This is a genomic window from Arthrobacter sp. M4, from assembly GCF_020251205.1.
GTDB lineage: Bacteria > Actinomycetota > Actinomycetes > Actinomycetales > Micrococcaceae > Arthrobacter.
Genome location: NZ_JAIWYX010000012.1, coordinates 67761 through 93628, shown reverse-complemented (window position 1 = coordinate 93628; position 25868 = coordinate 67761). Strand labels below are relative to the sequence as shown.

At 62.8% G+C, this 25868-nt stretch carries 27 protein-coding genes and 1 riboswitch; of the genes, 5 read left to right on the top strand and 22 right to left on the bottom strand.

Annotation, left to right across the window (positions count from 1 at the left end; genetic code table 11):
• Positions 1 to 84 precede the first annotated feature (84 nt).
• Positions 85 to 1755: an HNH endonuclease signature motif containing protein gene (locus LD110_RS18450; protein ID WP_225500901.1), complete on the top strand. Its 1671-nt coding sequence runs from the start codon at positions 85 to 87 to the stop codon at positions 1753 to 1755.
• Between the two features lie 209 nt (positions 1756 to 1964).
• Positions 1965 to 3374 carry an aldehyde dehydrogenase family protein gene (locus LD110_RS18445; protein WP_225500898.1) on the top strand — a complete coding sequence of 470 codons (1410 nt, stop codon included), beginning with the start codon at positions 1965 to 1967 and terminating at the stop codon, positions 3372 to 3374.
• A 123-nt stretch (positions 3375 to 3497) separates the two neighbouring features.
• Here LD110_RS18445 and LD110_RS18440 read toward each other — a convergent pair whose 3' ends face one another.
• Genes LD110_RS18440 through LD110_RS18410 form a run of 7 tightly spaced genes read right to left on the bottom strand, consistent with a single transcriptional unit; the run spans position 3498 to position 10706 of the window.
• Entirely contained in the window at positions 3498 to 4610 is a 1113-nt protein-coding gene (locus LD110_RS18440; RefSeq protein ID WP_225500896.1) for a Gfo/Idh/MocA family protein, read from the bottom strand.
• Positions 4595 to 5296 carry a ThuA domain-containing protein gene (locus LD110_RS18435; RefSeq protein ID WP_225500894.1) on the bottom strand — a complete coding sequence of 234 codons (702 nt, stop codon included), beginning with the start codon at positions 5294 to 5296 and terminating at the stop codon, positions 4595 to 4597. The genes LD110_RS18440 and LD110_RS18435 overlap by 16 nt, the downstream gene beginning before the upstream one ends.
• A gap of 18 nt (positions 5297 to 5314) precedes the next feature.
• Positions 5315 to 6319: a sugar phosphate isomerase/epimerase gene (locus LD110_RS18430; RefSeq protein ID WP_225500892.1), complete on the bottom strand. Its 1005-nt coding sequence runs from the start codon at positions 6317 to 6319 to the stop codon at positions 5315 to 5317.
• Positions 6320 to 6321: 2 nt separating this feature from the next.
• Positions 6322 to 7524, bottom strand: a complete 1203-nt coding sequence (locus tag LD110_RS18425) for a Gfo/Idh/MocA family protein (protein ID WP_225500890.1) — start codon at positions 7522 to 7524, stop codon at positions 6322 to 6324.
• Positions 7525 to 7545: 21 nt separating this feature from the next.
• On the bottom strand, positions 7546 to 8451 hold the full coding sequence (locus LD110_RS18420) for a carbohydrate ABC transporter permease (RefSeq protein ID WP_225500888.1): 906 nt from the start codon (positions 8449 to 8451) through the stop codon (positions 7546 to 7548).
• 1 nt (position 8452) lies between these two features.
• A complete protein-coding gene (locus LD110_RS18415; protein ID WP_225500886.1) occupies positions 8453 to 9382 on the bottom strand; it encodes a carbohydrate ABC transporter permease in 930 nt (309 codons plus the stop codon).
• A gap of 4 nt (positions 9383 to 9386) precedes the next feature.
• Positions 9387 to 10706: an extracellular solute-binding protein gene (locus tag LD110_RS18410; protein WP_225500884.1), complete on the bottom strand. Its 1320-nt coding sequence runs from the start codon at positions 10704 to 10706 to the stop codon at positions 9387 to 9389.
• 298 nt (positions 10707 to 11004) lie between these two features.
• Here LD110_RS18410 and LD110_RS18405 point away from each other — a divergent pair, with 298 nt between their 5' ends.
• Positions 11005 to 12051 carry a LacI family DNA-binding transcriptional regulator gene (locus LD110_RS18405; RefSeq protein WP_225500882.1) on the top strand — a complete coding sequence of 349 codons (1047 nt, stop codon included), beginning with the start codon at positions 11005 to 11007 and terminating at the stop codon, positions 12049 to 12051.
• Here LD110_RS18405 and LD110_RS18400 read toward each other — a convergent pair.
• The 3 genes from LD110_RS18400 to LD110_RS18390 form a co-directional block, all read right to left on the bottom strand.
• Positions 12048 to 12881, bottom strand: coding sequence for a hypothetical protein (locus LD110_RS18400; protein ID WP_225500880.1), 834 nt, complete (start codon positions 12879 to 12881; stop codon positions 12048 to 12050). The two genes, LD110_RS18405 and LD110_RS18400, sit on opposite strands and share 4 nt — an antisense overlap.
• A gap of 107 nt (positions 12882 to 12988) precedes the next feature.
• Complete coding sequence (locus LD110_RS18395) at positions 12989 to 13222, bottom strand: hypothetical protein (RefSeq protein ID WP_225500878.1); 234 nt, start codon at positions 13220 to 13222, stop codon at positions 12989 to 12991.
• 82 nt (positions 13223 to 13304) lie between these two features.
• Entirely contained in the window at positions 13305 to 14843 is a 1539-nt protein-coding gene (locus LD110_RS18390) for a CYTH and CHAD domain-containing protein (protein WP_225500876.1), read from the bottom strand.
• Positions 14844 to 15061: 218 nt separating this feature from the next.
• On the opposite strand from LD110_RS18390, the gene LD110_RS18385 reads away from it, so the two are divergent.
• On the top strand, positions 15062 to 16069 hold the full coding sequence (locus tag LD110_RS18385; RefSeq protein ID WP_225500874.1) for a DUF6454 family protein: 1008 nt from the start codon (positions 15062 to 15064) through the stop codon (positions 16067 to 16069).
• A 152-nt stretch (positions 16070 to 16221) separates the two neighbouring features.
• Here the strand turns inward: LD110_RS18385 and LD110_RS18380 are convergent, their stop codons facing one another.
• Genes LD110_RS18380 through LD110_RS18370 form a run of 3 tightly spaced genes read right to left on the bottom strand, consistent with a single transcriptional unit; the run spans position 16222 to position 18228 of the window.
• Complete coding sequence (locus LD110_RS18380) at positions 16222 to 16884, bottom strand: SRPBCC family protein (protein ID WP_225500872.1); 663 nt, start codon at positions 16882 to 16884, stop codon at positions 16222 to 16224.
• Positions 16885 to 16906: 22 nt separating this feature from the next.
• Positions 16907 to 17311, bottom strand: coding sequence for a hypothetical protein (locus LD110_RS18375; protein ID WP_225500870.1), 405 nt, complete (start codon positions 17309 to 17311; stop codon positions 16907 to 16909).
• Positions 17312 to 17331: 20 nt separating this feature from the next.
• Entirely contained in the window at positions 17332 to 18228 is an 897-nt protein-coding gene (locus LD110_RS18370; RefSeq protein WP_225500868.1) for an SDR family oxidoreductase, read from the bottom strand.
• Between the two features lie 186 nt (positions 18229 to 18414).
• Between LD110_RS18370 and LD110_RS18365 the strand changes: the two genes are divergently transcribed.
• Positions 18415 to 18801, top strand: a complete 387-nt coding sequence (locus LD110_RS18365) for a hypothetical protein (protein ID WP_225500866.1) — start codon at positions 18415 to 18417, stop codon at positions 18799 to 18801.
• Between the two features lie 3 nt (positions 18802 to 18804).
• Here LD110_RS18365 and LD110_RS18360 read toward each other — a convergent pair whose 3' ends face one another.
• The 9 genes from LD110_RS18360 to LD110_RS18320 form a co-directional block, all read right to left on the bottom strand.
• Positions 18805 to 19140: a PRC-barrel domain-containing protein gene (locus tag LD110_RS18360; RefSeq protein ID WP_225500863.1), complete on the bottom strand. Its 336-nt coding sequence runs from the start codon at positions 19138 to 19140 to the stop codon at positions 18805 to 18807.
• A complete protein-coding gene (locus tag LD110_RS18355) occupies positions 19127 to 19537 on the bottom strand; it encodes a hypothetical protein (protein WP_225500861.1) in 411 nt (136 codons plus the stop codon). The genes LD110_RS18360 and LD110_RS18355 overlap by 14 nt, the downstream gene beginning before the upstream one ends.
• Positions 19538 to 19548: 11 nt before the next feature.
• On the bottom strand, positions 19549 to 20778 hold the full coding sequence (locus LD110_RS18350) for an Nramp family divalent metal transporter (RefSeq protein ID WP_225500859.1): 1230 nt from the start codon (positions 20776 to 20778) through the stop codon (positions 19549 to 19551).
• Positions 20775 to 21221, bottom strand: coding sequence for a hypothetical protein (locus LD110_RS18345; protein ID WP_225500857.1), 447 nt, complete (start codon positions 21219 to 21221; stop codon positions 20775 to 20777). Before LD110_RS18345 ends, LD110_RS18350 begins: the two co-directional genes overlap by 4 nt.
• Positions 21218 to 21796 carry a DUF6328 family protein gene (locus tag LD110_RS18340; RefSeq protein WP_225500855.1) on the bottom strand — a complete coding sequence of 193 codons (579 nt, stop codon included), beginning with the start codon at positions 21794 to 21796 and terminating at the stop codon, positions 21218 to 21220. The genes LD110_RS18345 and LD110_RS18340 overlap by 4 nt, the downstream gene beginning before the upstream one ends.
• A 1115-nt stretch (positions 21797 to 22911) precedes the next feature.
• A complete protein-coding gene (locus LD110_RS18335; protein ID WP_225500853.1) occupies positions 22912 to 23211 on the bottom strand; it encodes a hypothetical protein in 300 nt (99 codons plus the stop codon).
• A gap of 10 nt (positions 23212 to 23221) precedes the next feature.
• A complete protein-coding gene (locus LD110_RS18330; protein WP_225500851.1) occupies positions 23222 to 23965 on the bottom strand; it encodes a DUF72 domain-containing protein in 744 nt (247 codons plus the stop codon).
• A gap of 24 nt (positions 23966 to 23989) precedes the next feature.
• A complete protein-coding gene (locus tag LD110_RS18325) occupies positions 23990 to 24724 on the bottom strand; it encodes a glutamine amidotransferase (protein ID WP_225500849.1) in 735 nt (244 codons plus the stop codon).
• A gap of 44 nt (positions 24725 to 24768) precedes the next feature.
• Complete coding sequence (locus LD110_RS18320; RefSeq protein ID WP_225500848.1) at positions 24769 to 25584, bottom strand: LysM peptidoglycan-binding domain-containing protein; 816 nt, start codon at positions 25582 to 25584, stop codon at positions 24769 to 24771.
• Positions 25585 to 25586: 2 nt separating this feature from the next.
• A riboswitch (cyclic di-AMP (ydaO/yuaA leader) is annotated at positions 25587 to 25783 on the bottom strand.
• Between the last annotated feature and the right edge of the window lie 85 nt (positions 25784 to 25868).

The following is a 25868-nucleotide window of genomic DNA, read 5'->3' as shown; positions in this document are numbered from 1 at the left end:
CAGAATCTGTCATGGTCACAATGATTCTCCGATCAATCACCGATCAAAGGCTTCTACACAATCAATCTGACACCCCCCTGCGCCGTGTCCGAACACGCCGCCGCGCGGGCCCTGCACGACGCCGCAGACCTGGACGGCCCCCGGTGGGAAGTCCTCGAAGCCCTCGAAGACGGTGAAATCTACCCCGAGCACGCCCGGGTGATCCTGGACCAGGCCCGCACCGTCCCGGATGACCACGCCGACATCTTCACCCGCAGGGCCCTGCACGCCACCCGCACCCGGCACGGCCGGATGCGCACCCCCGCGGAGCTGCGCACCGTGCTGCGCCGGATGCGGGAGCGCCTCCACCCCGAAACCATCCAGGCCCGCACCACCGCCGCCCGGCGGGACCGCAGCGTCTGGTTCACCCCGGAACCGGACGGCATGTGCACCCTGGGCGCCTACCTGCCCGCCGAAGCCGGCCTGGCCATCTACAACGGCCTGGACCACGACGCCCGCACCGCCAAAGCCCAGGCAGCAGAAACCCGCGTTGCAGAAGCCCAGGCCACCGAAGCCAGCATCACAGAGGGAGACCCGGCGAACACCGCTGCCCAGGCCCCGGCACACGCCGCGGCCAACACCACGGCGCAGGCAGACCGAACCGGGATCCTTCACCAAGGAGCCCCGGGCGCCGATCAGCGCACCTTCCCCCAACCCTCCGGCACGCTCGCCGAGCCGCGCACGCTGGCAGAACACCGCACCCTGTCCGAGCTCCGTGCCGACGCCCTCGTCCAGCGCCTCCTCGGCATCCCCGGATTGGGAAATCCCGGCGAGCCCGGAACCGCGCCGTTCCAGCCCACTGTCGTGCTCACCATCCCCATCGGACTCGCCCTAGGCGCCGCAACCGCAGCGGAAGGCACCGCAGCGGAAAGCACCACCGCGACCGGAGAACGAAGCTCAGCCGCGGAAAGCATCACCGCGACCGGAGACGGAAGCTCAGCCAGGGAAAGCACCCCCGCGGCCGAAGGCACCGCAGCGGAAACCACCCCCGCGGCCGAAGGCACCGCAGCGGAAACCACCCCCGCGGCCGAAGGCACCGCAGCGGAAACCACCCCCGCGGCCGGAGGCACCGCAGCGGAAACCACCCCCGCGACCGGAGACGGACGCTCAGCCGTGGAAACCACCACCGCGGCCGGAGGCACCGCAATGGAAAGCGCTGCCGTGGCCGAGCTGGAGGGCTACGGCCCCATCGACCCCACCACTGCCCGCCGACTGGCCGCTCTCGCGCCCAGCTGGCACCGGCTCTTCACCGACCACGCCACAGGGGAAGCCCTCGGCGTCGGCCGCACCGCCTACCGGCCACCACAAGCACTCCGCAGATACCTCAACCACCGCGACAAAACCTGCCGCTTCCCCGGCTGCACCCGACGCGCCAGCACCTGCGAACCAGACCACACCATCGAATGGCAGGACGGCGGGACAACAGACCCCGGCAACCTCGCCCTGCTCTGCAAAAAGCACCACGCGCTCAAATCCATCGGCGCGTGGAGCTACAGGCATGCGTCCCCAACCGGCCACCTCAGCTGGACCTCACCCCTCGGCCGCAAACACACTACAGAACCCGCCAGCTTCAGCGTGTCCGCCGATCCGCCCACACCGCTCCAAAACCCCTGGCGGACTGCGTCCGCAATAAAACCACCGCAGCCCTCACGCACGCCTCCGGACACCAGGCCACCGGACCACGATCCCTCGCCCGAACCACCACCTCTGTTCTGACACAACGGCGGAACTGCGCCGACGACTTGAAGCGAAACGGGGTGGATCCGAAATGACCCTGCACCGCAAGTGGGAACGCTTTCGCAACTGTTCGCTTCGCGTCAATGTCTCTTCGCGGGCAGACAAGACCAGACCCGGCGTCCGGACACACACTGAGGGAGAATTTGCGGCGCCGACCGGCCGCTATCCCTACTCAGAGTGGAGTACCCATGGAAACCTACGATGCGCTTCTCGCCGCGATCACCCCGGAATCAGGCCCCACGCGCACCATCTTGAATCCCGCCACGGGCGAAGCTGTCGGCGAGGCCCCGGTGCACGGTGTTCGTGATCTTGAAGCTGCAGTGGCCGAAGCGGCGGCAGCACAGCCTGCTTGGGCCGCCCTCGGCCACGACGTACGGAGCGCCGCTCTGCTCAGGGCCGCTGACGCCGTCGAACGCTCGGCCGAAGAACTGGCAACGCTGCTCTCCCGCGAGCAAGGCAAGCCGCTTAACGGTCCCAATGCCCGCTTTGAGGTGGGCGGCTGTGCCGCCTGGTTGCGTGCCGCGGCCAGCACGCCGCTGGAGCCCGAAACGGTCGTAGACGACGGCGAGACACGGGCCGAGCTGCATTACCGGCCCATCGGCGTCGTGGGCGCAATTGGACCTTGGAACTGGCCAATGATGATCACGGTATGGCAAATCGCGCCGGCCCTGCGGATGGGCAACGCCGTAGTGGTGAAGCCCTCCGAATTCACGCCGCTCTCTGTACTCGCGCTGATTCATGTAATCAACCAGGAACTGCCTGAGGGCTTGGTGAGCGTTGTTTCGGGCGGTAGGGACGTCGGTGCGCGGCTGGCCGAGCACCCTGCGATCGGCAAGGTGATGTTCACGGGTTCGACAGCCACTGGCAAAGCGATCATCAAGTCCTCTGCCGACACGGTAAAGCGCCTGACGCTGGAACTGGGTGGCAACGACGCCGGAATCGTCCTCCCCGACGCTGACCCGACGGCCATTGCCGAAGGTCTCTTCTGGGGCGCGTTCATCAACACGGGTCAGACCTGTGCCGCGCTGAAGAGGCTCTACGTCCATGAGGACATTTACGACGACGTCTGCGCCGAACTCACAGCCGTTGCCGCCGCTATGCCCATGGGCGAAGGACTCGATGAAAATAATGTGCTTGGCCCGCTACAAAACAAGCAGCAATTCGACATTGTCTCGCGCTTGGTGGAGGCCGCGCGCGAGTCTGGCGCGCGCATACTGATTGGCGGCAACCCCGACGCGGAACAGCCCGGGTACTTCTACCCCACTACCCTGGTTGCCGACATCGACAACAACAACCCGCTGGTCACCGAGGAACAGTTTGGTCCCGCACTACCGATCATCCGCTATAGCAGCATTGATGAGGCAGTCGCCCAGGCAAACGCGCTCGACGTCGGACTGGGAGCCTCGGTCTGGTCAGGGAACCTTGCGGAGGCGCGGAACGTGGCGGCGCGCCTGCAAGCCGGTACGGTCTGGATCAACAAGCACGGTGTTGTTGATCCGCGAATCCCGTTCGGCGGTGCCAAGCAATCGGGGTATGGCTTGGAATTCGGCGTCGAAGGTCTCAAAGCCTTGGGCGTGCCACAGGTGATCAACGGCTAGATTGCACTCCAGCCAGCGAAATCCACCATCTTTGAACGCAGGGCCCGGCGCATCGCCAAGACACGCCGGGCCCTGTCGTATTCCCTGTGGCAAAGGTGGTGAGATTCAGCAGCCCCTTGGTCCTTAGGTACCGCTGGCCACTGACTCCCCCACAAGGGACGTCAGCGGAACCAACGCCGGCCGTTCCACGGTGCTCGAAACAGGAAGCGAGCGCCCGGTGTGAGCGGACTCCAGTACGGCTTCCATGATCTCCAAGGCGTGGAATGCCAGGGCACCGCCAGCTCGGGGCTCCTCCCCGGAAGCCGTCCTGATCAGGTCGGCGATGCCGAAGCCGCGTCCGGAATCGACGTAGCCGGCTGACACCGGCAGGGTCTCCCATTCGGTGCCGCCCAGGCGGAACAGCTGTGTGTCGCCGTCGAAGTGGTTGGGGTCCGGCACGGCAAGGGAACCAAGCTCACCGTGGACTTCAATGTTCGCGCTCTTGGTTTTCACTGAATCAAAGCTCATCACCAGCGTGGAGAGCGCCCCGGAAGCATGCACCAGAACACCTGTCACGTGCGTGTCGATCTCCACGGGCACGGTCTCGCCCGCGCGGGGTCCGGATCCGATGGTCCTTTCATCGCGGATCCGGCTGGCAACGCCGGTTACTGACACCACGGGTCCCAGCAACGTGACGAGTGCAGACACGTAGTAGGGACCCATGTCCAGCAAAGGTCCACCGCCGGGTTGGTAGTAGAAATCCGGGTTCGGGTGCCAACGCTCATGCCCGGGCGTAACCATGGTGGCGGTGGCGGCGATCGGCCTGCCGATCAGGCCGTCGTCGATCGCCTTGCGAGCTGTCTGGATCCCGGTGCCGAGTACCGTGTCCGGTGCGCAGCCGACGACGACGCCAGCCGCCTTAGCTGCCTCAAGAACCTGCCGTGCCTCCGCCGTCGTTGCAGCCAGCGGCTTCTCTCCATAAACGGCCTTGCCGGCAGCAATTGCTTTGAGGGCGATGTCCGCGTGGGCTGCCGGGATGGTCAGGTTCAGGACGAGTTCGACGTCGTCCGCCGTCAACAGTTCGTCGACGGACAAAGCACGGACCCCCTCGTACGAATCGGCCACGGCCTGGGCGCGGACGGGGTCAATGTCCGCAACTGCGACTAGGTTGACTTCGTCCAGGCGGCCGAAGTTCTCGAGGTACTGGCCCACGATCTTCCCGCAGCCGATGATCCCTACATTCAACGGCTTGCCCACAGCAGGCCCCTTTCAATGATCGTGCGGACGTTGCTGTCCTGGAGAATTTCCACCCTGTGCCCCGGCGTGCAGACGAAGATGCGCCCAGCACCCCACTTCCGCGTCCAGATCGCCGGAGAAGTCACTTCGCGGTGCCAGGGATCCCACTCCCGGACCTTTTGCGTGGTGGTGGCAAGCACGTCGATGTAGTCGTCGGCGAGCACCCAGTACTGCTCCGTGACCAGCTCGAAGTCGCCAATACCGGCCGTAATCGGATGCCCAGCCGCAGCGGGAAGCATGTTCACGGTGTACGGAACATAGTTGTCGGATTGCTCGCCGATCCGCTCGTCCGGGTGTTTGCCCGGGTGGCAGGCGAACTGGCCACCGATCAAGTGCAGGTAGTCCGAGGTGTTCCGGTATGAGTCGGCGATGCCGCCGTGCCAGCCCGCCAGGCCAGTGCCGTTCTCAACGGCCGTGCGCAGCCCCTCGAACTCGTCCTTTTCGATGGTGGACATGGTCATGCACTGCATCACCAGGTCCACGGTGGCCATGTACTCGGCATCGGCGTAGATTTTGGGCGATTCCTCCACCCGGACTTCGTAGCCGTTGGCCTTCAAATACGGGATAAAGAGCTCCGTGGCCTCTACAGGCTGATGCCCGTCCCAACCGCCGCGCACCACAAGCGCGATTTTAGTGTGGTTTGTCATTAATTTCCTTCAAAAGAATTAGCGAGTGGCAAAAGCCGCATCGAAAGCTGCAAGGGGTGGGGTGATCTTGGCAAGGTCACGGACCATGCCCAGCGCCTGTGGCGCCCCAACCAGTCGATCCATTCCTGCGTCCTCCCATTCGATGCTGGTTGGCCCGTCATAGCCGATGGCGTTCAATGTCCGGAAAATCGGCTCCCAAGCGACATCCCCGTGGCCAGCGGTCACAAAGTCCCAGCCCCGTCTCGGATCAGCCCATGGCAAATGCGAACCCAAGCGACCATTTCGGCCATTAAGCTGCCGCACGGATTCCTTCACATGAACGTGGAAAATCTTCTCCGCAAAGTCCTGCAGGAACATCACAGGATCCAGGTCCTGCCAAATGAAATGCGAAGGATCAAAATTCAGCCCAAAATTCTCACGATGTCCGATCGCCTCAAGAGTCCGCCTCGCCGTCCAATAGTCATAAGCGATCTCCGAAGGATGGACCTCCAGCGCAAACCGAACACCTACTTCATCGAACACATCGATAATCGGATTCCAACGTTCGGCAAAGTCCTGGTAGCCACGCTCGATCATGGCGTCGGACGCCGGCGGGAACATCGCCACGCACTTCCAAATCGATGAGCCCGTGAAACCGGTGACCGTCCGGACACCCAGCCGTGCCGCCGCCCGTGCCGTGGCCTTCATGACTTCCGCCGCGCGGGTCCGCACGCCCTCGGACTCGCCGTCACCCCACACCGCTGGGGACAGGATGTCGCGGTGCCGCTCGTCGATCGGGTCATCGCAGACGGCCTGGCCCGTGAGGTGGTTGGCGATCGCGTGGACTGCGAGTCCGTTGCGCTCCAGGATCTCGAGCCGGTCGCGTACATAAGAATCATCCGAAGCCGCGCGCACGGGATCCAAATGGTCGCCCCAACAGGCAATCTCCAGCCCGTCAAAGCCCCACTCCCCCGCGAGCCGGGCAACTTCTTCGAACGGCAAGTCGGCCCACTGGCCTGTGAACAATGTGATTGGTCGGCCCATGATCAGACCTCCGTCCATTGGCTGCCGGCACCGGCGCTGGCCTCCACCGCCGCCAGCACACGCTGGACCTGAAGCGCCTCAGCGAACGACGGCGATGGCTGGGTACCGGACGCGATCGCACCGATGAGGTCCACCACTTGGTGTGTAAACAGGTGCTCATAGCCCAGGCCGTGCCCGGTAGGCCACCAATTTCCGGTATATGGGTGTTCCGGCTCGGTGACAATGATCTTGCGGAAGCCGGACTCGGGCCCGTCCTCCGCATCGTAGAAGGACAGCGAATTCATGTCCTCAAAGTCGAAGGCCAGCGATCCCTTGGTGCCATTGAGCTCAATGCGCATGGCGTTCTTCCGGCCGAGCGCAAAGCGGGTCGCCTCAAAGACACCAATAGGACCGGCTCCGGACTCTCCACCGTCGAATCGCGCGCTAAAGATCGCTGCGTCGTCCACGGTCACCGGTCCGCGGGGACCGTCTGAACCCCCGTGGCCACCGAGCCCCACAAACTCTCCACCCACTGGCCGTTCCTTGACGAAGGTCTCCAACAGAGCGGAAACGCCCGTGATGTTCTGTCCGGTGATCCATTGCGCCGTATCGATCGAATGCGCGCCGATGTCCCCCAGTGATCCCGAACCGGACTTCTCCTTGTCGAGCCGCCAGGTCAACGGAGCATCGGCGTCGGACAGCCAGTCCTGCAAGTACTGTGCGCGGACGTGGCGAACTTCGCCCAGCCTGCCGTCGTCGACCATTTTCTTGGCCAGCGCCAAGGCCGGCGTTCGGCGGTAGCTGAAGCCGCACATCGACAGAACGCCCCGCGCGGCGGCGGCCTCCGCAACAGCAGTCATCCGCTCAGCTTCGGCTACGGAGTTCGCGAGCGGCTTCTCGCACAGCACGTGCTTTCCTGCCTCGAGCGCGGCGATGGCGATCTCAGAGTGGGTGTTGCCGGGCGAGCAAATGTCGATGAGGTCGATATCGTCCCGCTCAATCAAGGCCCGCCAGTCCGTTTCCGTGGACTCCCAGCCCAGCTTGTTGGCGGCCGCCTTGACGGCCTCCGGATTCCGGCCGGCGAGGGCCGTCAAGGTCGGTTGCAACGGCAGGTCGAAGAAGCGCGGTGCGGTCCGCCAGGCGTGGGAGTGGGCGGCGCCCATAAAGGCGTAGCCCACCATTCCCACACGCAGGGGACCCTCGCGAACTGGGCGTGGTTCAGTCATGGGATTCCTTTCAGTGAGACGCTATTTGCTGAAGCCGGCGGTGAGGCCGCTCAGCAACTGCCGACGGGCGACGACGTACAGCACCAGCAGCGGCAGGGTGGCGAGGACGACGGCGGCCAGCACCGCCGGGATGTTCACGCTGAACTCGCCCTGGAACGTCCACAGGGACAGGGGAAGCACGCGCGTGGCCGGGCTTTGGGTCAGGATCAGCGGGAAAAGGAAGCCGTTCCAGACGTGCAGCGCGTTGTAAATGCCTACGGTGACGACGGCGGGCCGGACCATCGGCAGCGCCAGCCGCCACATCATCGTCCAGTCCGAGCACCCATCAAGTCGCATGGATTCGAACAACTCGTTGGGCACGTCCCGCATGAAGTTGGCAAGGATGAGCACCGAGATGGGAATCGAGAACGCAATGGACGGGAGGATCAGCGCCAGCAGGGTGTCGTACATGTGCGCACGGGTGATCATCCAGTAGATCGGGATGATGGTGGCGTGCAGCGGAATGGCCAGGCCCAGCAGGAACAGCTTGTTGGTGGCGCTGATGAACCAGCCATTGCCGCGGACAATAGCGTACGACGCCATAAAGGACACCAGCAGGCCCGGAATCACGCTGCCGACAGTCACGATCAGGCTGTTGGCAAAGTACCTGACAAAGTCGTTCTGCAACACCAGCTGGTAGTTATCCAGCGTGGGTTCGGCGGGCGGCACCAACGGGTTGGTGGTGAAGAAGCCGCCCTGGTCCTTCAGGCTGGTGATGACCACGTAGTACACGGGCAGGATGATCACCGCCAGCCAGAACCAGCCGCCCAGCGCGCCGCCAATGTTGGGCCTGCCGCGGAAAGCCCGACGCCGGGACGCGGCTTGGGTGCGGGAGGGACCAGGCGCACTGGTCGGGGCGGGCAGGGGAAGCTGAGTGGTGGAGGCCATGTCAGGCTCCTTCCAGTTGGCTGGCGTTGCGGTTGGTCCCGCCAAGGCGCTGCAGCAGGAGCGCGAGGCCAAGGCCGATCACCACGAGGATGACGCCCAGGGCGCTGGCCGCACCCATGTCGTTGGCCTTGAAACCAGTGAGGTACATGTGCAGCGGAAGCAGGCGGGTTGAGTATCCGGGCCCACCCGCTGTGAGGACAAAGATCAGGTCGAAGTACGCGAGCGAGCCCACCACCATCAACGTGGATGACGTGATGATGGTGTACTTCAGCTGCGGCAGGGTGATGTGGAAGAACTGCTTGACCCGGCCGGCACCGTCAATCTGGGCTGCCTCGTAGAACGACGCAGGGATCTGCCGCACACCGCCTTGGTAGATGAGGGTGTGGAACGGGACGAACTGCCACGCGATCACAAAGACCACCACAAACAGGACCAGGTCCGAGTCGCCTAGCCAGTCCTGGGCCAGGGCGGGGATCCCCAGGCCCGGGCCCATGCCGAAGTTCGGATCCAGGAGGGCTTTGAACGCAATGGCCACCGCGGCGGAAGAGAGCAGGAGCGGCACGAAGTACAGTACTGCCAGCGCCGCCCGGTACTTCTGCCCACCCGCCGTAAACACACCGAGCAACAAACTGATCGGGGCCTGGACGATGAACGAGAAGAACATGATCTTCGCGGTCACAATCAGGGCATTGCCCGTGACGGGGTCGGTCAGGACGGTGGCCCAACTGCTGAGGCCGTCGAGCTTAATCTCGCCGAGGCCGTCCCAGCGCGTGAAGCTCAGGACAACGACGCCGATGAGCGGCACCACTGCGAAGACGAGGAAAAACACCAGGGCCGGTGCGGCCAGCCACCCGGACGGGCCCGCACCACCGGACTTGGCAGTCCGGGTAGTGCGGGCAGCCCGCCGAAGTGAGCTTGTTGTCAGAGCCATTGGGTTACTTCCCGATGGTTGCGTTCATGGTGTCCACGAACTGCTGCGGAGTGATCTTCTTCAGGAAGATCTGGTCCAGGTTGGCCAGCATGGCGTCACCTTGAGCCGGGCTGAGCGCCTGGTCCCAGGAGAGCGTGAAGCTCGGTGCGTTCTTGGCCAGGCCATAGAGGAAGGTCAGGAAGTTCTTGTCCGGGGACGCTGCCAGTTTTGAATCGATGCCCTTGACCACAGGAACTGCGCCGGAGTCGATCAGCGCCTGGGTGTTCTCGTCGCTGAACATGCCCTTCTTGATGTACTCCTCAGCCGCCTTCGTCTGGCTTTCGCTGGCCTTGGATGAAAGAGACCAGAAGTTGGACGGGTTGCCCACCACATTGGCGGGGTCGCCCTTGCCTCCGGAAACCGTGGGGAATGTGGTCCAGGAAATCTTTCCACCGGTGATGGAATCGGGGGCGTTCTTCTTGATGGTCTGGTAAATCCAGCCGCCCTGTAGGATCATGGCAGCCTTACCCGTGTAGACAAGGGCCTGGTCGGCGCTGCTGTCCGCGGCGATGGAGGAGAAGCCGTTGACGAAGCCGCCGGCATCCACCAGTTCCTGGATCTTCGTCAGCGCCTGGGCCACGGCGGGGTCAGACCAGGCATTGGGCTTGTTGGCCGCAATGTTCGCGAACACTTCGGGACCGCCGATGCGCTCCACGAGGTATTCGAGCCACATCAGGTCCGGCCACTTGGACTGACCGCCCAGGGAGAACGGGGCAATGCCTGCCGCCTTAAACTTGGGCACAAGGGCCATCAGATCATCCCAGGTCTTGGGAGGCTGGGCGCCCACCTTATCGAAGAGTTCCTTGTTGTAGTACAGCACCACGGGCTGGACGTTGTTGTTAGGAACCGCGTAGGTCTTGCCGTTGATTTCGCCGTTCTTCAGAATGGACGGCAGGTAGCGGTCCTTGACGTCCGGGTTTTGGGACAGGAAGCCTGAAAGGTCTGCGACCTGCCCGGCGTCGACATAGGACTTCAGGACGCCGCCGCCCCAGCCGTAGATGAAGGTTGGGCCCTGCCCGGCGCCGACGGCGGTGCGCACCTTGGTCTTGTATGCGTCGTTGGCGAAGAAGTCCAGCTTGATGGCCTGGTCAGGGTGGTCCTTGTTCCAGGAATCGATGGACTTCTGAAGGACGGGCTGGTTGCCGCCGGTCAGTCCCCACATTGTGGGCGATTCGCCGGACGTTCCCGCGTTGCTGGGTCCAGCCGAACCGCAAGCGGCAAGGCTCACCGTGAGGGCAGCTGCCGTGACGGCGACTGCGGCTGTGCGCAACTTCCCAATGTTCATGTGCATTCCGATCGTTCCACCGGGGTCAACGCTGGTCCCCCGGGTTGGGTGGTGTGAACTGTGGCTGACGATGAGGCCGATGCGTTGCCTCATCCTCTTGCCTGGCTTGAAGTCTTCGAAATATTTCGTTCGTCTTTCGATTGCACAAGCAAACTTAGCCGTGATCCATCTCACGGTCAATGGGTCCAGAGAAGAAAGTTTAGAACAATGACTATTTATTCATTGACATCAAGGATCAGCCGGGCGACGATTGCTTGAGCGAAATATTTCGCTGATTCTCGAATGGAAGCGAGAGAGCATGACCGCCGCCACCGGACGCCGGAAGCCAACACTGGCAGCCATCGCCGAGGACACTGGCGTCTCCGCACCCACGGTGTCCAAGGTCATCAATGGCCGCGAAGACGTCGCCCCGGAGACACGGGCCAAGGTACTCGCAGCACTGGATGCCGCCGGCTACCGTTCGCCGCTCCAAAGGAGGGTGACGGCGGCACGCAGCACCGTCGTCGAACTTGTTTTTGACTCCATGACGTCCGCCTACAACGTGGAGATACTCAACGGCGTCCTGGAGGGCGCCGGCACACAAGGCGCGGAAGTCATGATCAGCGTGACGTCAGTCATGCCCGAACCGCATATGGGTCCCGAGCAGCGCGCACAGCGGATGGTGGACGAGGGCCGCGCAGGACTCATTGTGGTGACATCGGCGTTTAGCTCGGAGCAGCTCAGCGCTTTCCGACGCCGGCAGATCCCCGTTGTGGTGATCGATCCGCTCAATCCGCCACCATCCGACGTCGTCAGTGTGGGCGCCACAAACTGGGCGGGCGGCAAGGCCGCAACCGAGCACTTGCTGGGCCTCGGACACCAGAAGATTGCCTACGTGGGCGGGCCCGAGGCCGCCGAATGCAACCAGGCCCGCCTGCACGGCTACATGGCAGCTCTCATGGCCCAGGGCTTGGACGTCAAGCCTGGCTACGTCCAGATGGGCAGTTTCCGCACAGCCCACGGCACCGAGGGCTTGAAGCGGCTCCTAACTTTGGACGAGCGACCGACGGCAGTCTTCGCCGGCAGCGACAGCATTGCAATCGGTGTCCTGGCGGAGGCAAGGCGGAATGGCCTCAACGTTCCGGATGACCTGAGCGTCGTAGGGTTCGACAGCACATATCAGGCCGAAGAATCCATCCCGCCCCTCACGTCCGTAGCGCAGCCTCTTCACGAAATGGGCCGTGCGGCATTGCGGTCACTCCTGCGGCAACTGAACGGCGAGGTGCTTGACTCACACCGCGTCGAACTCGCTACGCAACTTATTGTCCGGGAGTCGACGGCGGCTGTCAGCGCTGAAGTCCGCTAACGCGAGGACGACGGCGACGACGTTGCCGTAGAGGTCGAGGTGCTGGTCGATGTCGAGCTGCCGGAGGAGGTGCTTGTGCCGGTGGACGTACTGGTGCTGGTTGATGTTGCGGTTGGTGAGGACGTCGTTGTGCCTGTTGCCGTCCCTGTGGAGCCGCTCGCCGCCTTGTCGAAGACCTTGTTGACTAGCTCCTCCAACTCCTTCTGATCGGAGTTAGCCAGGCCGGAGCCACCCTTGGTGGCCACCACAAGCAGCCGGCCCTTGGCACCGGAAACCTGCATCAGCATGTTCGAGGTATCGGTTCCGCGAGTGCTGGACGTTGCAAAGGTTTCGTCACCCTTGGTTTTTGCCTGAAGCTCCTTGCTGGACACGTCGTACTTCTGCCCCACCACTTCCACAGTGAACTTGGCGCATTGGCCCATCTTTCCCTTGACGCCTTTGAGAAGCTCGACGGCGTCAGGACCCGAGCTGCCAGACTGCGCGGAGAGGGTGCGCGGCTTTGCGCTTTCCGAGATTGCGACGGCGACCTGACCGTTCTCAGCACTGTCGAGGAGCCCTGCCGTGGCGATCGACTTGCAGTCCTGGGGATCCACTTTGGCCGTGTTCATGAGGAGGTTTGCGATCTTGCCGCCCTGGTCAACCTGGCCCTTGGAGTACAGCTTGAGCTCTTTCCCGTCTTTGTCAGTCATCCCGGAGATGAGCGCACGGAGTTCATCCTCGCTGTAGACCTTTGGCTGGGCGGTGGCGCTGGTCGTTGCGGTGCCGCTCGGCGATCCCGTTCCACCACCTCCCGAACATGAGGCAAGCGCGAGCATAGCACCAGCGGCCACGGCAAGTATCGGACTCTTCCTCACAAAAACCCACTCCCAAGAAATAGAAAGTATGCTTAGTATTTCAAGAGTACGGGTTATTGAGGGCCTGGCAAAGAGTCTTGGTCCTACGCCTCCACGACGGCAGCGGCTACGTCGCTCCGGAGGTAGTAGCTGCGCGTTTCTGCCGGATACAGCTGCCCGCGGACAACGTAATATCCGCGCCCCTCACCCGGTCCTCCGGCTGCGCGGTCTATCGCGTCAACCAGAGGCGCCTCGAGGACACCATCCCCGCCTCGCTGTTTCAACTGCGCCAGTTCTTCCGGGCGCAGGGACTGCAGAAGGCCTGGGATATCGCACATGGGAGTACCTCTCGTCGGGACTCCAATGTTAAGGATGGGTAACGCTTTTGTCTCTACTTGATTTTTGATGCGCAAGCGCGCACTACGACGCCTTAAGGCGCGTCTTCCTTGCCTTCTTTCCCTGCCGCCGGTACTCCTTCTGCGATTCCTTGGCCGAACGCTCTTCAGCGGCATGAAGCATCGCGTAGGTGAATTGCGTATCTCCGTTACCCACTGCCGCGGCGGCCAATATCCGCAGCTCTTCACGTGCGAGCGTGCTGTCCTGCAGGTCTCCCAGGATCGTCTGCACCGTTCGGGCATATTCCTCCAGGACACCGGCCCGTTTGCCATGAACGGAAGCCACTGCCTGCGCAGCGAAACGCAGTTGCTTTGCCGCTTTGCGGACTTGGTGCAGCGCCTTTTCCCTCTGGGGCCCGACGACGGCCTTCATCGCAGCGCGGTGCCGCTTGCGCAGCAGTTTGGCTGCCTTGTTAACGAGCTTGGCCGTCGTCCTGCGCGCGGGTGCCGAGGCCAGGGGCCTCAAGTCGGGCGCGTTGACAAATGCCTCGATTCTGTCCAGGAGCTGGAAATACGCGGGACTGCTCAATTTCGCGGCCACTTCGGCGTCGGCCATTTCGCGCCGCGGATTCATCAACTGGTCTATGGAGTATTGGACCGGACCCAACACTAAGGGGTTAGGCTGATCGCCAAGGTTTCGCCGCAGGCGATCGTGGAGGACCTCGGCGTCACGGAACCTGCCCAGTGTGGCGGCGAGGTCCTTGAGTTCGCCATCCAGTTCCTTGACTACCTTCCTTTTGAAGAACGGCCGATAGCTTCGAAGCACGGAGCGAATCCGACGGGTGACTGCCCGCATCTGATGCACGGAATCCTCCACACCCAAGCGCACCTGCGAATCCTGGAACAAGAGTTCCGCCACCTGGTCTTGAAGGTACTGGAGAACTGGCGTGACTGCAGGTCCCTTGCGGTGCGGCCGTACACGTTCAGTTGCCTGCTCAGATGGCCACGAGTCTCCCATAGCCCTGGCCAGCTTGGATGGATGGCTCCCGGGCGTGGCCCCTGCCTTGACGATTTCCGATTCCGCCGCGGATAGCAGGTCTTCTGCCTCGCTATCCGCCAACTCCACTTCCCACTCGCGCCATTCAAGCTCCCTCTTGACAGGCACAGCCGCAGTGGCATGAACACGGTCATCGACGAAATCCGCAAGGCGTCCGCCGTCGTTCCCGAACAGCCGATAGGTGGTGCGGTCCGTATTAAGGCTCGCGACTGCGGCGATCTTTTTGCCGCGTGTAAAAGCAACCAGGCGATTCATGAGCTCGGTTGGGACGGTTTCCGGCTGCCCAAGGGGCGCTTGGACCTCCAGGCGTTTGCCGGCGGTCAGGGGAATCTTGACGTGCCATCCCGCGTCAAAACCTCCGGTGCGCCTGCGGAGGGTGATCTTCCTGGCAGCAAGCGCCAGGTCCGCGGTGTCGAAGTACACGGCTTCGAGCGAGTCCCTGGCCGGCGCGCCTACCCTCGAGACGCCGTGGATCCTGTCCAGGGGTGGTACCGAAACGGCATCATCAACGTCGTACTTCCGCTCTGCCTCAATGGTGGATTGCGCCATGGCCATCAGCCCCTTCATGGGCACCCCTGTTTGGCTCCAATTCACCCGGGCCCTCACCGCCCGCGGGCGCGCTGGGTGCCCAGCCGGCCGCGTCCATCCCTGATTTTAAGACTGTCGACGGCGGCGGGACAGGGGAACCGCCTAGTAGCTTTCGCCCCCGTTCACAATGGTGTCGCCGCGGGTTTACTACCCCTGCGTAGCGTCTGTGCGGTCCCCAACACATGAGAGGCACCTCCATGAGCACAACTCGCACCCGAGGAATCCTAGCCGCCGCCATCGCGGTGGTCATCGCAGCAAGCGCCACCGCCGGCACGGCCTTCGCCCTTACTTCCGGGCAGGACGCCAGTTCCGGGCAGGGCACCAGCTCCGGGCAGGACACCAACCTCGCCGACACCTTTGCCGCCGTCAACCGCAACACCAAGTGGCAGCAGACCGGCAGCCTGAAGCTGGACTTCCCCACCTTCCACACCGAGGGCATCGCCTTCACGGAGGAGCACATCTTCCTGTCCTCCGTGGAGATCCTGGAGCCCACCGTGAAGTTCCCGTCGCCGCAGGGCGGTTATGACCGGACGCCCGGCAAGGGCGTCGGCCATTTGTTCGTCATGGACAAGCTGGGCAAGCTGCAGAAGGACATCGTCCTGGGTGAAGGCGACATGTACCACCCGGGAGGCATCGACTTCGATGGGACCAACGTCTGGGTTCCCGTGGCCCAATACAGGCCGAACAGCAGCTCCATCGTTTACCGCGTGGACGCTTCTACGCTGGAAGTCACCAAGCAGTTCGAAGTGCAGGACCACTTCGGCGGCATCGTGATGGACCAGCGCACCGGCCATCTAGTGGGCAACACGTGGGGTTCGCGCCGCTTCGCTGAGTGGAACCTGCACGGCAAGCAGCTCTCCACCTGGGAGAACCCCAGCAACTTCATCGACTACCAGGACTGCCAGTACACGGGCGTGTCCAAGATGTTGTGCGGCGGAGTCACCAACCTCCCCCAGACAAACCCTGCCGGCGGCACATCCGCCACCTATGAATTGGGAGGAGTGGCCCTTGTGGATATCCAGACGCACGAAGTGTTGAATGACATTCCCTTCCAGAAGTGGTCGGCAGGCGGACACGTGGCTACCCGCAACCCGTTCAAGATGACCGCATCCGGCAACCACCTCACCATGAAGGTCGCCCCGGACAACGGCGAGGAAGGCAACGGCACGGAGATCCTCACTTTCGAAGCCGACGTCACCCGCTAACGCGCTCAGCCGCAAAGGCGCCCAGCCGCAAAGGCGCTCAGCCGCAAAGGCCAGGACACCATAGGAAGCGCCGTCGGTTCATGAGAAGCGCCGTCGGTTCCCGGATATCCCGGAACCGACGGCGCTTTTGCCAGGGCTGGGCTCAGCGGGTTCTAGCGCTCACGCTTCTCGCTGTCTGGATCTACGGTGTACGGGTCCTTTTGGTAGTCGGCGTCGGACGCCGGCCTGGGCACCAGGTCCGGGTCGTCGCCAGTCACGGCACCGGGCACCGTAAGGTCTGGATCCACAGGCGGGAGCTGCAAGGTGTCGCCGGATTCAGAGAGGATTCCCTCAGGCTTCCACTCCCCCGTGTCTTCAACATCACCGGCTGAGACCGTTCCCCGCCAGGCGCCTGTTTCATGACCCCGGGACTCGATGAAGTCCTTGAATTTGTCCAAATCCGCGGAAACCCGGAGCGAATCCGCACCAACTGCGGCTCCGGCCTTTTCAGTGAAATTGTCCGGTTCCCAGTCAATTTGCACGCTGACGCGAGTGTGCCCCGGGTCCAGCGGTTCAAACCGTACAACACCTGAATTTCGCGGCCCGTCGATGCTGGCCCAACTGATGAGCGAGTCCGGAACCTGCTCCAAGATCTGCGCATTGAAGTCCCGCTTGACTCCGGCCGTACTCGTGGAGAAATGCAACGCAGTTTCATCGATTTGCTCCACCGAGTCCACGCCGTTCATGAATTCGGGGAAAGTCTCGAACTGGGTCCATTGGTTGTATGCCACGGAAACAGGGACATCAACGTCAATGGTCTGGTTGACGGTAGCCATAATGTGCTCCTCACTGCAGGCTTTAGCCCGCGTCGAATCGTTCTCCTTTGTCTTCGTCGTCCGTCGGGGACTTTTCGTCGGTCAGGCCCGTGGCACTGCCGTCGGGAAGTCCGGCAGCATCGTCGGAAGGTTCTGACGAATAGCCTCGATCGGGTTCAGTGGACTCCGTATTCGCGTCATCCATTTCCGCATCGGCGGACGGCACGGCGGTATCCGCGCCGGGCTGGTCGGCGTCGGGCTGGTCAGCGGCCCCGGGCTGGGCCGCGTCAGCCTGGCCAGCAGCGGCGGGCTGGTCAGCGGCGTCGGGCTGGTCAGCGGCCCCGGGCTGGGCCGCGTCAGCCTGGCCAGCGGCGCCGCCCATTTCTTCCTCCGGGGTTGGTGAACCGTAACCTCCCCCTTGTTCCATGGGATTAGTGTGCTGATCCATGGTTTTCCCTCCTTTGTGGGCTAGAGTCCTTTGCCGCCTGTGACCGGGACAATTGCCCCCGAAATATAGGACGCCTCATCGGAGGCGAGAAGCACATATGCCGGCGCCAGCTCGGCCGGTTGGCCTGCACGGCCCAATGGTGTGTCCTGGCCAAATTTCGGCAATTTGTCCGGCCATTCCGTAGCGGGAATGAGCGGGGTCCAGATCGGCCCAGGTGCCACTGCATTAACCCGAATTCCCTTCGGCCCCAGCTCTTGGGCGAGTGCCTTGGTAAAAGCCACCTGCGCCGCCTTGGTCATGGCGTAGTCGATGAGTTGAGGCGATGGATTAAATGCCTGAATGGATGCCGTCACAATAATGGAAGCGCCCGGCTTCAAGTGTGGAACGGCAGCCCGGGCGGTCCAGAGCAGGGAGTACAAATTGGTCTTGAAGACTCGGTCAAATTCCTCTGTGGGGAGCGTCTCCAGACTCTCCCGATTCTTTTGGTACGCGGCGTTGAGGACCAGGATGTCCAGCAGACCGAATTCATCCACGGTGCGCTGGACCGAGTCCTTGCAGAAGTCCTCTGAACGGGCGTCACCGGCAATGGGCAAAGCCTTGGTTCCCGCTTTGGAAATCCAGGCCGCTGTGCTCTGGGCGTCGTTTTCCTCTTCGGGGAGATACGTAAAAGCGACGTCGGAACCCTCCCGCGCGAACGCGATTCCCGCTGCCGCGCCAATTCCGGAATCACCTCCGGTAATCAGTGCTGCCTTGCCGCGCAACCGCTCATGGCCGACATACGATTCCTCCCCGTGATCCGGTTTTGGGTCCATCGCTTCCGTGAGCCCCGGTTGTTCCTGTTCCTGCTGGGGAAAAGGACCCGCGTGGTAGCTCGAGCGGGGGTCCGTGGGGTTGTTGGGCAATTGAGGCTGGTTCACTCGGTTCACCTGCTTCGTCTCGTGACTGTTGGTCTCGTAACTAGGCGTGACTTATACGTGTGACTTGCTAGGCAATCTGCTCAACCTGCCATTTCGACGCTAGTCTGCCCGGGGGGCTATGTCCATGGATTTGGCAAAAATACTCAGTAAACTTAGTAATTCAGGAGAACGACCGAACGGAGCGCCATGAAAGGCAAGTTGTTGTTTGCGGCTGGAGTCGCAGCGGGATACGTATGGGGTACGCGCACAGGCCGGGAAGGCTACGAACGGCTGGTAGCGCACGCACGGAAAATCTGGGGCAGCGAGACTGTGCAGCACAACGTGCACGAAGCAACTGAGTTCGCCAAGGACAAGGGGCCAGACCTCGCCGAAGCCCTGGCCGACGCCGCCAAGAAATTCTCGGACCTGGTCTCCTCGATCCTTCCGGGGCCCACGGAGCCACGCGCATCCGATTCGGCGCCGCGCCGCCCGGACGTCGTATCCGACCCTGCCCACTCGGACGAGGTCGGCCAGGACTGGACCGACGAGGGAGGCGCGGCCCCCGAAGGCCCGGCAACCAACACGCGTCCGTAAAAGTCACCGCTGCAAACCCACTTCATAGGCCGCATACCCTGGACGCAGGTAGACGGCGTCCGGATCCATCCGGGCGATGTCTTCCCAGAGCACCAGGAATGAACCGCGGTGCCACCACCGCAACAGCTGCGCCACCGGCCAAGGCTGCGTAATGCCAAGACGCTCGTACCCCAGGAAGGACGCGGCCGTGCGCGGACTCACCACGATGCCCACGAGTCGGGCGTCTGAGAGCAGCTGCCCCGGGGTCCCGTCCAACGCAAAGCGGGCGTCGGACACCTCGCCCAACCTGCCGCCGTCGGAATCCCGCACGTCGCTGCCCAGCAGGTCATTCAGGATCATGGCTGCCTCCCGGAATCCGGCCGATCACCCTGTCCCGCAACCACCGCTCCACCCACAAGGCATCCAGCGACTCCCCCTTGACCCCCAACCTCAGTACGGTGCCAACCTCAGCGACGTCGGACCACGGGATGCGGATCAAGCGGTTCGACGGCGGCCTGCCGCCAAAGATGCGCGTCCCGAGCACCGGGCCGGTCAGCAGGGCGGTGATCCGTGGCGCCTCAGCACCTTCCGGGATGGGCTCATCGTGTTCCGGACCGCTCAACTCAAGGTCATCAATGGTGGTAACGGGGACGCCATCGACGTCCAAAAGTTGCCGGTCCAGTAGGTGCAATTGCGCGTCCAGGAGCCGGCCAGCCACTTCAGGCGGCTTCCTTAGCGGAGGCGGTTGCTTTCTCATGCCGATTCCTCCTATGCTCCAGCTCCGGTGACCACCATCAAGGGAATGGCAGCCAGCGATGCCGTCAGAATGATCACCAGGTACAGCAGCCCGAGGATGTTCACTACCCGTCCATTGACGTGTTCTCCCATGTACTGGGGGTCGTTGGCCACAATCAGGATCGGCAGGTAGGTCAAAGGAAGGGCAATGGCGGAAAACACCACGGAGTATTCGGTCACCAGAATGGGATCGACGCCGGTGGACAAGACAGTCACGCCCGCTAAGAGGCAAACGATCATGGCCATATGGAAACGCGCCGCCCTCGCAGGCCTGCGAAACTTTCCCCAGGACCAACCGAAGAACTGCGCCAGCGTGTAACCGCTGGAAAGAGTCGTTTCCAAGGCGGCACCAAAGGTGGCCGCCACAACCCCCAGAATGAGTACGGCAAGGGCCAATTGACCGCCAGCCTGGGCCACCGGAAGAGCCACCTGGGACAGGGTGGTGACACTGATCCCCGCCGGCAGCAGGACCACCGCTGAACATGCCGCGATGGCGACGGACAGGAAGCCGCCAAGCGGGAACCCCAGCAGGACGTTGAGGCGGGACTGGATGAGGTCCTTGACGCGCCACCCTTCCTCCACAGCCCCTGAGGAAAAGAAGAACACCTCATAGGGCGTCATGGCTGCGCCGAACAGGGCAATTGCGTAGTACCAATACACAGCAGGGCCCTCAGATCCCGGAACCGACGGTGCGAATGCCTGCCCTGCCAGGGCTCCCCAGTCCGGTTTGAGCAGGAAGAGCGCCACGGCGAAAACCACGAGGGACAAGCCCAGCAGTCCCGTGACGTTCTCCATGATCGAGAACTTGACCCGCCAGATCACCAGCCACACAGCAAGCATCGCCATGGGAATCCACAGCATGTAGGAGACACCGCTGGCCAATTGCAAGGCAAGGGCAATACCGCCGATCTCAGCCGTGACAGTCATGAGGTTGATCAGGAAGGAAGCGGCGAGGTTGGCCAGCCCAGCCCTAGGCCCAAGTCGTTCGCGGATCACTTCGAACGTGGCTCGCCCGGACACGGCAGCCACGCGGCCGGACATGTTGGCAAACAGGCAGATTCCAACAACTCCAACAGCCACCACCCACACGAGGGACACACCAAAGCGGGACCCGACGACGGCGTTGGTCACCAGGTCGCCGATGTCTACGAACCCGCCGATCGCGGTGAGGATGCCGAGCGCGACGCCCAGCAGGCGTTTCATTCCCGACTCTCCCGGGCCAGCCTCTCCCGGAGTCCGCCCAAGCGGTCGGAGGCGTCACGCAGCTCGGCGCGGACGCCGTCGAGCTCCTTTGCGCTGTCAGCACCCACGGCGTCGCGGGCATGCAGGATGCCGGTGGAGACAGCGGCGAAGGCCGCAAGGACCTCGCTTTGAGATCCGCGTTCGCCGTCGCTGCGGGCCTCCTTGCTCGCAACGTCCTTTGTTGCGGCTTCCACTTCATCCAGCATGTCGCCGGCAAGGGTTGTGGCTGCCGCCGCCGTCGTCCGCCCATGCGTGCGGAGTTCGACGGCGAGGATGGTCGCCTGAGCGGCCGACGACACTTCCTCCACAGGCTTCATAAGTGCCTGGGAATCCGAGCCAGCGCAAGCCGTGACGCAACAAACGGCGACTGGCACAACGACGGCCAACGGCCAGCGGCGACTCATGGCGCTTCTTCATGGCGCGTCTCGTGGTGCTGAGCCTCGTCAGCATGTCGACGGCCCGGAAGCCAGGAAAAGTACGGATACAACAGGATCAGGACAATCAGCGTGGCCAGGATCAGCACTCCGGCAATGAGGCCGACCTCGTGCCCGGCCACCACGCTAAAAATGAAGGCGGCGCAACCGGCAATGAGCAAGGCGACGCAGCCCAGGACGATCTTGACGATGACGTCGCCGGCGGCCACCAGCTGGTGCTTGACGTGCTTCCGGAAGAGGCGGCGGTGCAGGCTGACAGGAACCAGCATCATGCCGGTGGTCAGCGCAGCAAGGATGACCAGGCACAGAAACAGGATTCGCTCCTGCTGGGAAAGCGTGGCGAAGCGGCCTTGAAACGGGAGGGTCAACAGGAAGCCGCCGATGATTTGCGTGCCTGTCTGCATCACGCGGAGTTCCTGCAGCAACTCAACCCAGTTGCGGTCCATTCGCTGGTTCTTGGACTCGAACCTGCCATCGTGGGGAGCCGCTGTCTTCTTAGGGGTCTTGCTGCCGACCAATGTGGCGCGGCGGGGGATGCGATTCACAGTTCAACTATAGTCTAGATAGTAAGCATGCTGATAAATTTGAGCTAGCGCCACTAGAAACCATGGCGCCGTCTTCGCCCCAAAACTGAACGAACAAAGGAATAACGGGAAATTGCGCTCATGCAGATCCGGGCGCCCTCCCCCAGAGCCAGGACCTGTTTCCATGTCAACGATTTCCGAATCCAACGCACCCAATTCGTCCCACCATCCCCCGGACGAGCGGCTTTGGTGCAAGGTATGCCACACTGACGGGCATTTGATGATCGAGACTATCGAACCGCACACTTCACGCGCCCCTGACCTCGTGGAAGTCGCGTATAGCTGCGCAAAATGCGATTTCTTCTACACCCACCCCGCAACCATTGAGCACGTTTCACGAGTACTCGACCGCCCTGGAGCATCGTTCAACCTGCTCCAATTCGGGGATGATTACATCCACTGCGGGGAGCCAATGGTGACAGTAGGGGAAGAGCTGTGGAGAATCAGCAACCCTGTGCACACTAAATCTGGACAACGGGATAAGTCCTTTGATGTGTACCTGCAGACTAAAATCCTCCGCTGCTCCTGCGGCTTCCAATTGAAGCTTCCCCGCTGAGCTCTTTCCTTGTCGGGGCAATTGAGCTGGGCGTACGCTGACGATGGAGGCTAGTTCACTCATGCAGACGGGTGGTGTCGCTCCCCCTGATAAGGAAAAGTCAATGAAGACGCTCCATGACCCCCAAATGTCCCAGTCCGCGGGGAGATCAGAGGAAACTGCCGGACGTTATCCGTGGTGCTCCATATGCCTAACGGACGCCCATCTCAGGATGATTTCCGTAACGCCTCACAAGGACGCCCAAAGCCGCTTGGTCGAAGCAACATACGCCTGCGCCCAGTGCGGCACGGTCTTTAGCCATACCGCGACTTTCAGCCAAATTGCTGCCGTGCGCCAGGGAGGATCGCCTCACTGATCTTCGTCTGGGAACTCCGGGTCTGGGAGCTGCGGGTCTGGGAGCTGCGGTTCGCTGTGCTCCAAAGCGTCTGACCCCGGCTCCGGTTGCGGGACAAGCGCGGGGTCCGGCGTGGGATCGATATAGGGAGCGGGCACAGGGTCCGGCGCAGATCCCGGGCGCCGGCTAGTCTGTGGGACTTGGCTCTGTGGTGAGGCCACGATCGTCTCCCGATTCCTTGTTTTCCTCCTCGGCCGGCCCGGATGGCTCGGGTTCCGCATCGGCTTCCGACGCCGGCACCTCGCCCGAGGGGGCCTCTTCCGAGGGAGCCTCTTCCGAGGAGGTCTCTTCCGAGGGGGGTGCTTCGCCTTCTTCGGCCTTTTTTCTCTGCTGATCTTCCGGGTCACGGGGTGTCGGTGTTCCCTCGCCCATAATTCCGTTGCGCGTTCCGTGGCTTGAGCGTTCTTCACTGAAGTTCTCGACCATGTGCCCCAAGCTAGTCCGGTCCATGGCGAGTGTCGAGGAAACTGCGCAAAGTATCGGCATTTCGCACGGCATTCCCCTCGCCGTCGTTGTTGAAATAGGCGTAAACATCCTTGCCCGCTGACGCCCACTCACCGATCCTGTCGGCCCACCAGCGCATGTCATTGTCCGAATACGAGCCCGCATAGAGATGATGCCGGTCCGGGCCGTGCAGGCGCACATAGACGAAGGGCGCAGTGGACCGGAGAATGCAGGGAAGTCCAGCGCCGCTCATGACGCAATAGCTGGCTCCGTGCTGCTCCAGAAGCCCGTAGACTGCATCGTCGTTCCAACTATCGTGGCGGAATTCAACCGCAACCCTGATCCAGGACGGAAGCTTTGCCAGGAAGTAATCCAAGCGGGCGTCGTCGCGCTCCATATCCGGCGGAAGCTGAACCAGAAGGACACCCTGCTTGTCCCCGAGGTCGCGCCATGCGCGTTCTATCCGCTCAATCCACGCCTCCGGCGAATATAGCCTCCGCCCGTGCGTGAGGAATTTGGAGGCCTTGACGGAGAACACAAAACCGTCCGGCAAACGCCGATGCCAGCTCGCGAAGGCCGACTGCCTGGGCCAGCGATAGAAGCTCGCGTTGAGTTCCACCGTACTGAAGTGATCACAGTAGACGGCCAGCCTTTTGGCGGCGCTGGTACCCGGCGGATAGAGGACGCCGTCCCAGTGGTCGTAGCTCCATCCCGATGTGCCGATGTGGATGCCCACGCGCTGCCTTCCGCGGGTTGCCGGTTAGTTCGAGGCGTAAAGGCGCGCAAAGTTGTTCAACACGCGCATTGGTTCCGTGACGGCTACCTTCCTGGCAGCCGCCATGAGTTCCTCTGCCTGCTCCGGCGGAAAGTATCCCGCGTGGCGGTAGGCGTCCACCCTGTTGATCAACCCCTCGACGTCGAGTTCCGGGTGGAACTGCGTGGCATACAAGTTGCGCTTGACACGGAACATGTGGACAGGGCACGTCGCCGAGCTGGCCAAAAGTACGGCATGCGAAGGCAGCACTGTCACAGCTTCCTTATGTCCGGTAAACGCCAGGAATGATTCCGGCATACCGTCCAGAATCGGATCCCGGACACCCTCGGCGGTCAACTTGATTTCGATGCCGCCCACCGCTTCGCCGTAGGTACGGTCGATGACGGCACCCTGGTGCTTGCCCAGGGTGCCGACACCGTAGCACGCGCCTAGGAACGGAAAGTCCTCAGCCACTATCCGGTCGAGAAGCCCCGCCAGCTCGGCTTCCACCCTCAGCTGCGTTGCAGTCTTGGAAACCTGCGGATCGCTGGAGGTGAAGGGGCTGCCGCCCACAATCACTCCTGAGTAGTCGGCTAGGTCAATCTCCGGAAGCGGTGCGGCTTCCAGTCGGACCCGGCGCAGTTGCTCAGGGGCAAGGCCGCAGTACTTGAGGTAGGACCGGTATTCGAGGTCGGCAGCGCCGTCCTCGGCGCGTGAGGCAAGGAGCAGGAAGGGCTTCACACGCCAAGTCTGCACGCACCGGGATCCCGATGCCACACCTGCCGCTATGCCACCCGCACGAAGGAGTAGCCAGAGAGCCAGGAGATCGGGTGGACGATCGTCTCGTTGACGTAGTTCATTCCGCTGCTGATCACCTGTCCGTTGCCGATGTAGATGGCAACGTGGCCGGAACTGATGACCAGGTCACCGGGGGCAGGAGTGCTCACAGGGGTTCCGTACTGGAAGAACTGGGTGGGGGCCAGGTCTCCAACGCTCTTTCCGATTGAACGGAGTGCCCGCTCCACCAGCACGGTGCAGTCCTGCGTGGCCCCAAGCTGGGAATACGCCGCCGAAACGAGGGCCGCGCCAACTCCACTCGCCGGGACTGCAGCAGCAGGAACCGATGCAGGCGTGATCGAGGTGGAGGCCAGGCGAACTGTCGGAGCTGGCTGGGCCGCCGCTGCAGGAACGCTGGCCGGCTGCACTGCAGGTGCCGGAGCGGCAGCTGCCCCACCGGCAGGGATCCTGATCTGGTTGCCTGGGTAAATGATGGAGGCCATGCCCAGTCCGTTGGCGGAGAAGACCGAGTTCAGGCTAACCCCGTAGGAGGCAGCGATGCCGCTGAGGGTGTCACCGGAAACAACGGTGTGGACTCGCCCGGTTGAAGCTACGGCCGGTACGGAAACCGCCGCCGGGGTGGCAGCGGCGGGCTGCGCGGCCGCGTGCGTCTGCGTCTGGGTGCCGCCGGAGATGTCCGGAGCATGGGCGCCCGCATGCGCGGGGGCGCCGATACCGAAGATAAGGCCGGATGCGGCGCCAACGGCAAGGGCAGAGCGTCCTAGGGGCGCGGCAACGCGCGCGGAAATGGACTTGTGTGACATGGTGATTGCCTCTCCCATGCCTGCGGGGTGAGCTGTCGGGTTCGGATGGGAGTCACCCGGTCGTCCGCCACCGTGACTGGCAAAGCGACTTAACCCCTAGGGCCTTCACGGAAGACCCGATAGTTATTGGTTCCCCCGTCCCTGCCGTTGGATATTGCGTTGGATCCCGGTCAGTGGCAGGGCTCGGCATTCTGAGCGGGAGCGCCCCGGAACGGAAGGGGCACCGTAGAAGAGTAGCGACTCCTTCACCAATTTGTCACTTTTTGGTAACGAACACGACGACA

What these genes read in the sequence shown, in the direction of transcription:
- LD110_RS18445 (WP_225500898.1), top strand. Translation starts at nt 1,965, where the DNA reads ATGGAAACCTACGATGCGCTTCTCGCCGCGATCACCCCGGAATCAGGC.
- LD110_RS18435 (WP_225500894.1), bottom strand. Translation starts at nt 5,296, where the DNA reads ATGACAAACCACACTAAAATCGCGCTTGTGGTGCGCGGCGGTTGGGAC.
- LD110_RS18430 (WP_225500892.1), bottom strand. Translation starts at nt 6,319, where the DNA reads ATGGGCCGACCAATCACATTGTTCACAGGCCAGTGGGCCGACTTGCCG.
- LD110_RS18425 (WP_225500890.1), bottom strand. Translation starts at nt 7,524, where the DNA reads ATGACTGAACCACGCCCAGTTCGCGAGGGTCCCCTGCGTGTGGGAATG.
- LD110_RS18420 (WP_225500888.1), bottom strand. Translation starts at nt 8,451, where the DNA reads ATGGCCTCCACCACTCAGCTTCCCCTGCCCGCCCCGACCAGTGCGCCT.
- LD110_RS18415 (WP_225500886.1), bottom strand. Translation starts at nt 9,382, where the DNA reads ATGGCTCTGACAACAAGCTCACTTCGGCGGGCTGCCCGCACTACCCGG.
- LD110_RS18410 (WP_225500884.1), bottom strand. Translation starts at nt 10,706, where the DNA reads ATGAACATTGGGAAGTTGCGCACAGCCGCAGTCGCCGTCACGGCAGCT.
- LD110_RS18405 (WP_225500882.1), top strand. Translation starts at nt 11,005, where the DNA reads ATGACCGCCGCCACCGGACGCCGGAAGCCAACACTGGCAGCCATCGCC.
- LD110_RS18395 (WP_225500878.1), bottom strand. Translation starts at nt 13,222, where the DNA reads ATGTGCGATATCCCAGGCCTTCTGCAGTCCCTGCGCCCGGAAGAACTG.
- LD110_RS18390 (WP_225500876.1), bottom strand. Translation starts at nt 14,843, where the DNA reads ATGAAGGGGCTGATGGCCATGGCGCAATCCACCATTGAGGCAGAGCGG.
- LD110_RS18385 (WP_225500874.1), top strand. Translation starts at nt 15,062, where the DNA reads ATGAGCACAACTCGCACCCGAGGAATCCTAGCCGCCGCCATCGCGGTG.
- LD110_RS18380 (WP_225500872.1), bottom strand. Translation starts at nt 16,884, where the DNA reads ATGGCTACCGTCAACCAGACCATTGACGTTGATGTCCCTGTTTCCGTG.
- LD110_RS18375 (WP_225500870.1), bottom strand. Translation starts at nt 17,311, where the DNA reads ATGGATCAGCACACTAATCCCATGGAACAAGGGGGAGGTTACGGTTCA.
- LD110_RS18365 (WP_225500866.1), top strand. Translation starts at nt 18,415, where the DNA reads ATGAAAGGCAAGTTGTTGTTTGCGGCTGGAGTCGCAGCGGGATACGTA.
- LD110_RS18360 (WP_225500863.1), bottom strand. Translation starts at nt 19,140, where the DNA reads ATGATCCTGAATGACCTGCTGGGCAGCGACGTGCGGGATTCCGACGGC.
- LD110_RS18355 (WP_225500861.1), bottom strand. Translation starts at nt 19,537, where the DNA reads ATGAGAAAGCAACCGCCTCCGCTAAGGAAGCCGCCTGAAGTGGCTGGC.
- LD110_RS18350 (WP_225500859.1), bottom strand. Translation starts at nt 20,778, where the DNA reads ATGAAACGCCTGCTGGGCGTCGCGCTCGGCATCCTCACCGCGATCGGC.
- LD110_RS18345 (WP_225500857.1), bottom strand. Translation starts at nt 21,221, where the DNA reads ATGAGTCGCCGCTGGCCGTTGGCCGTCGTTGTGCCAGTCGCCGTTTGT.
- LD110_RS18335 (WP_225500853.1), bottom strand. Translation starts at nt 23,211, where the DNA reads ATGGTCGAGAACTTCAGTGAAGAACGCTCAAGCCACGGAACGCGCAAC.
- LD110_RS18320 (WP_225500848.1), bottom strand. Translation starts at nt 25,584, where the DNA reads ATGTCACACAAGTCCATTTCCGCGCGCGTTGCCGCGCCCCTAGGACGC.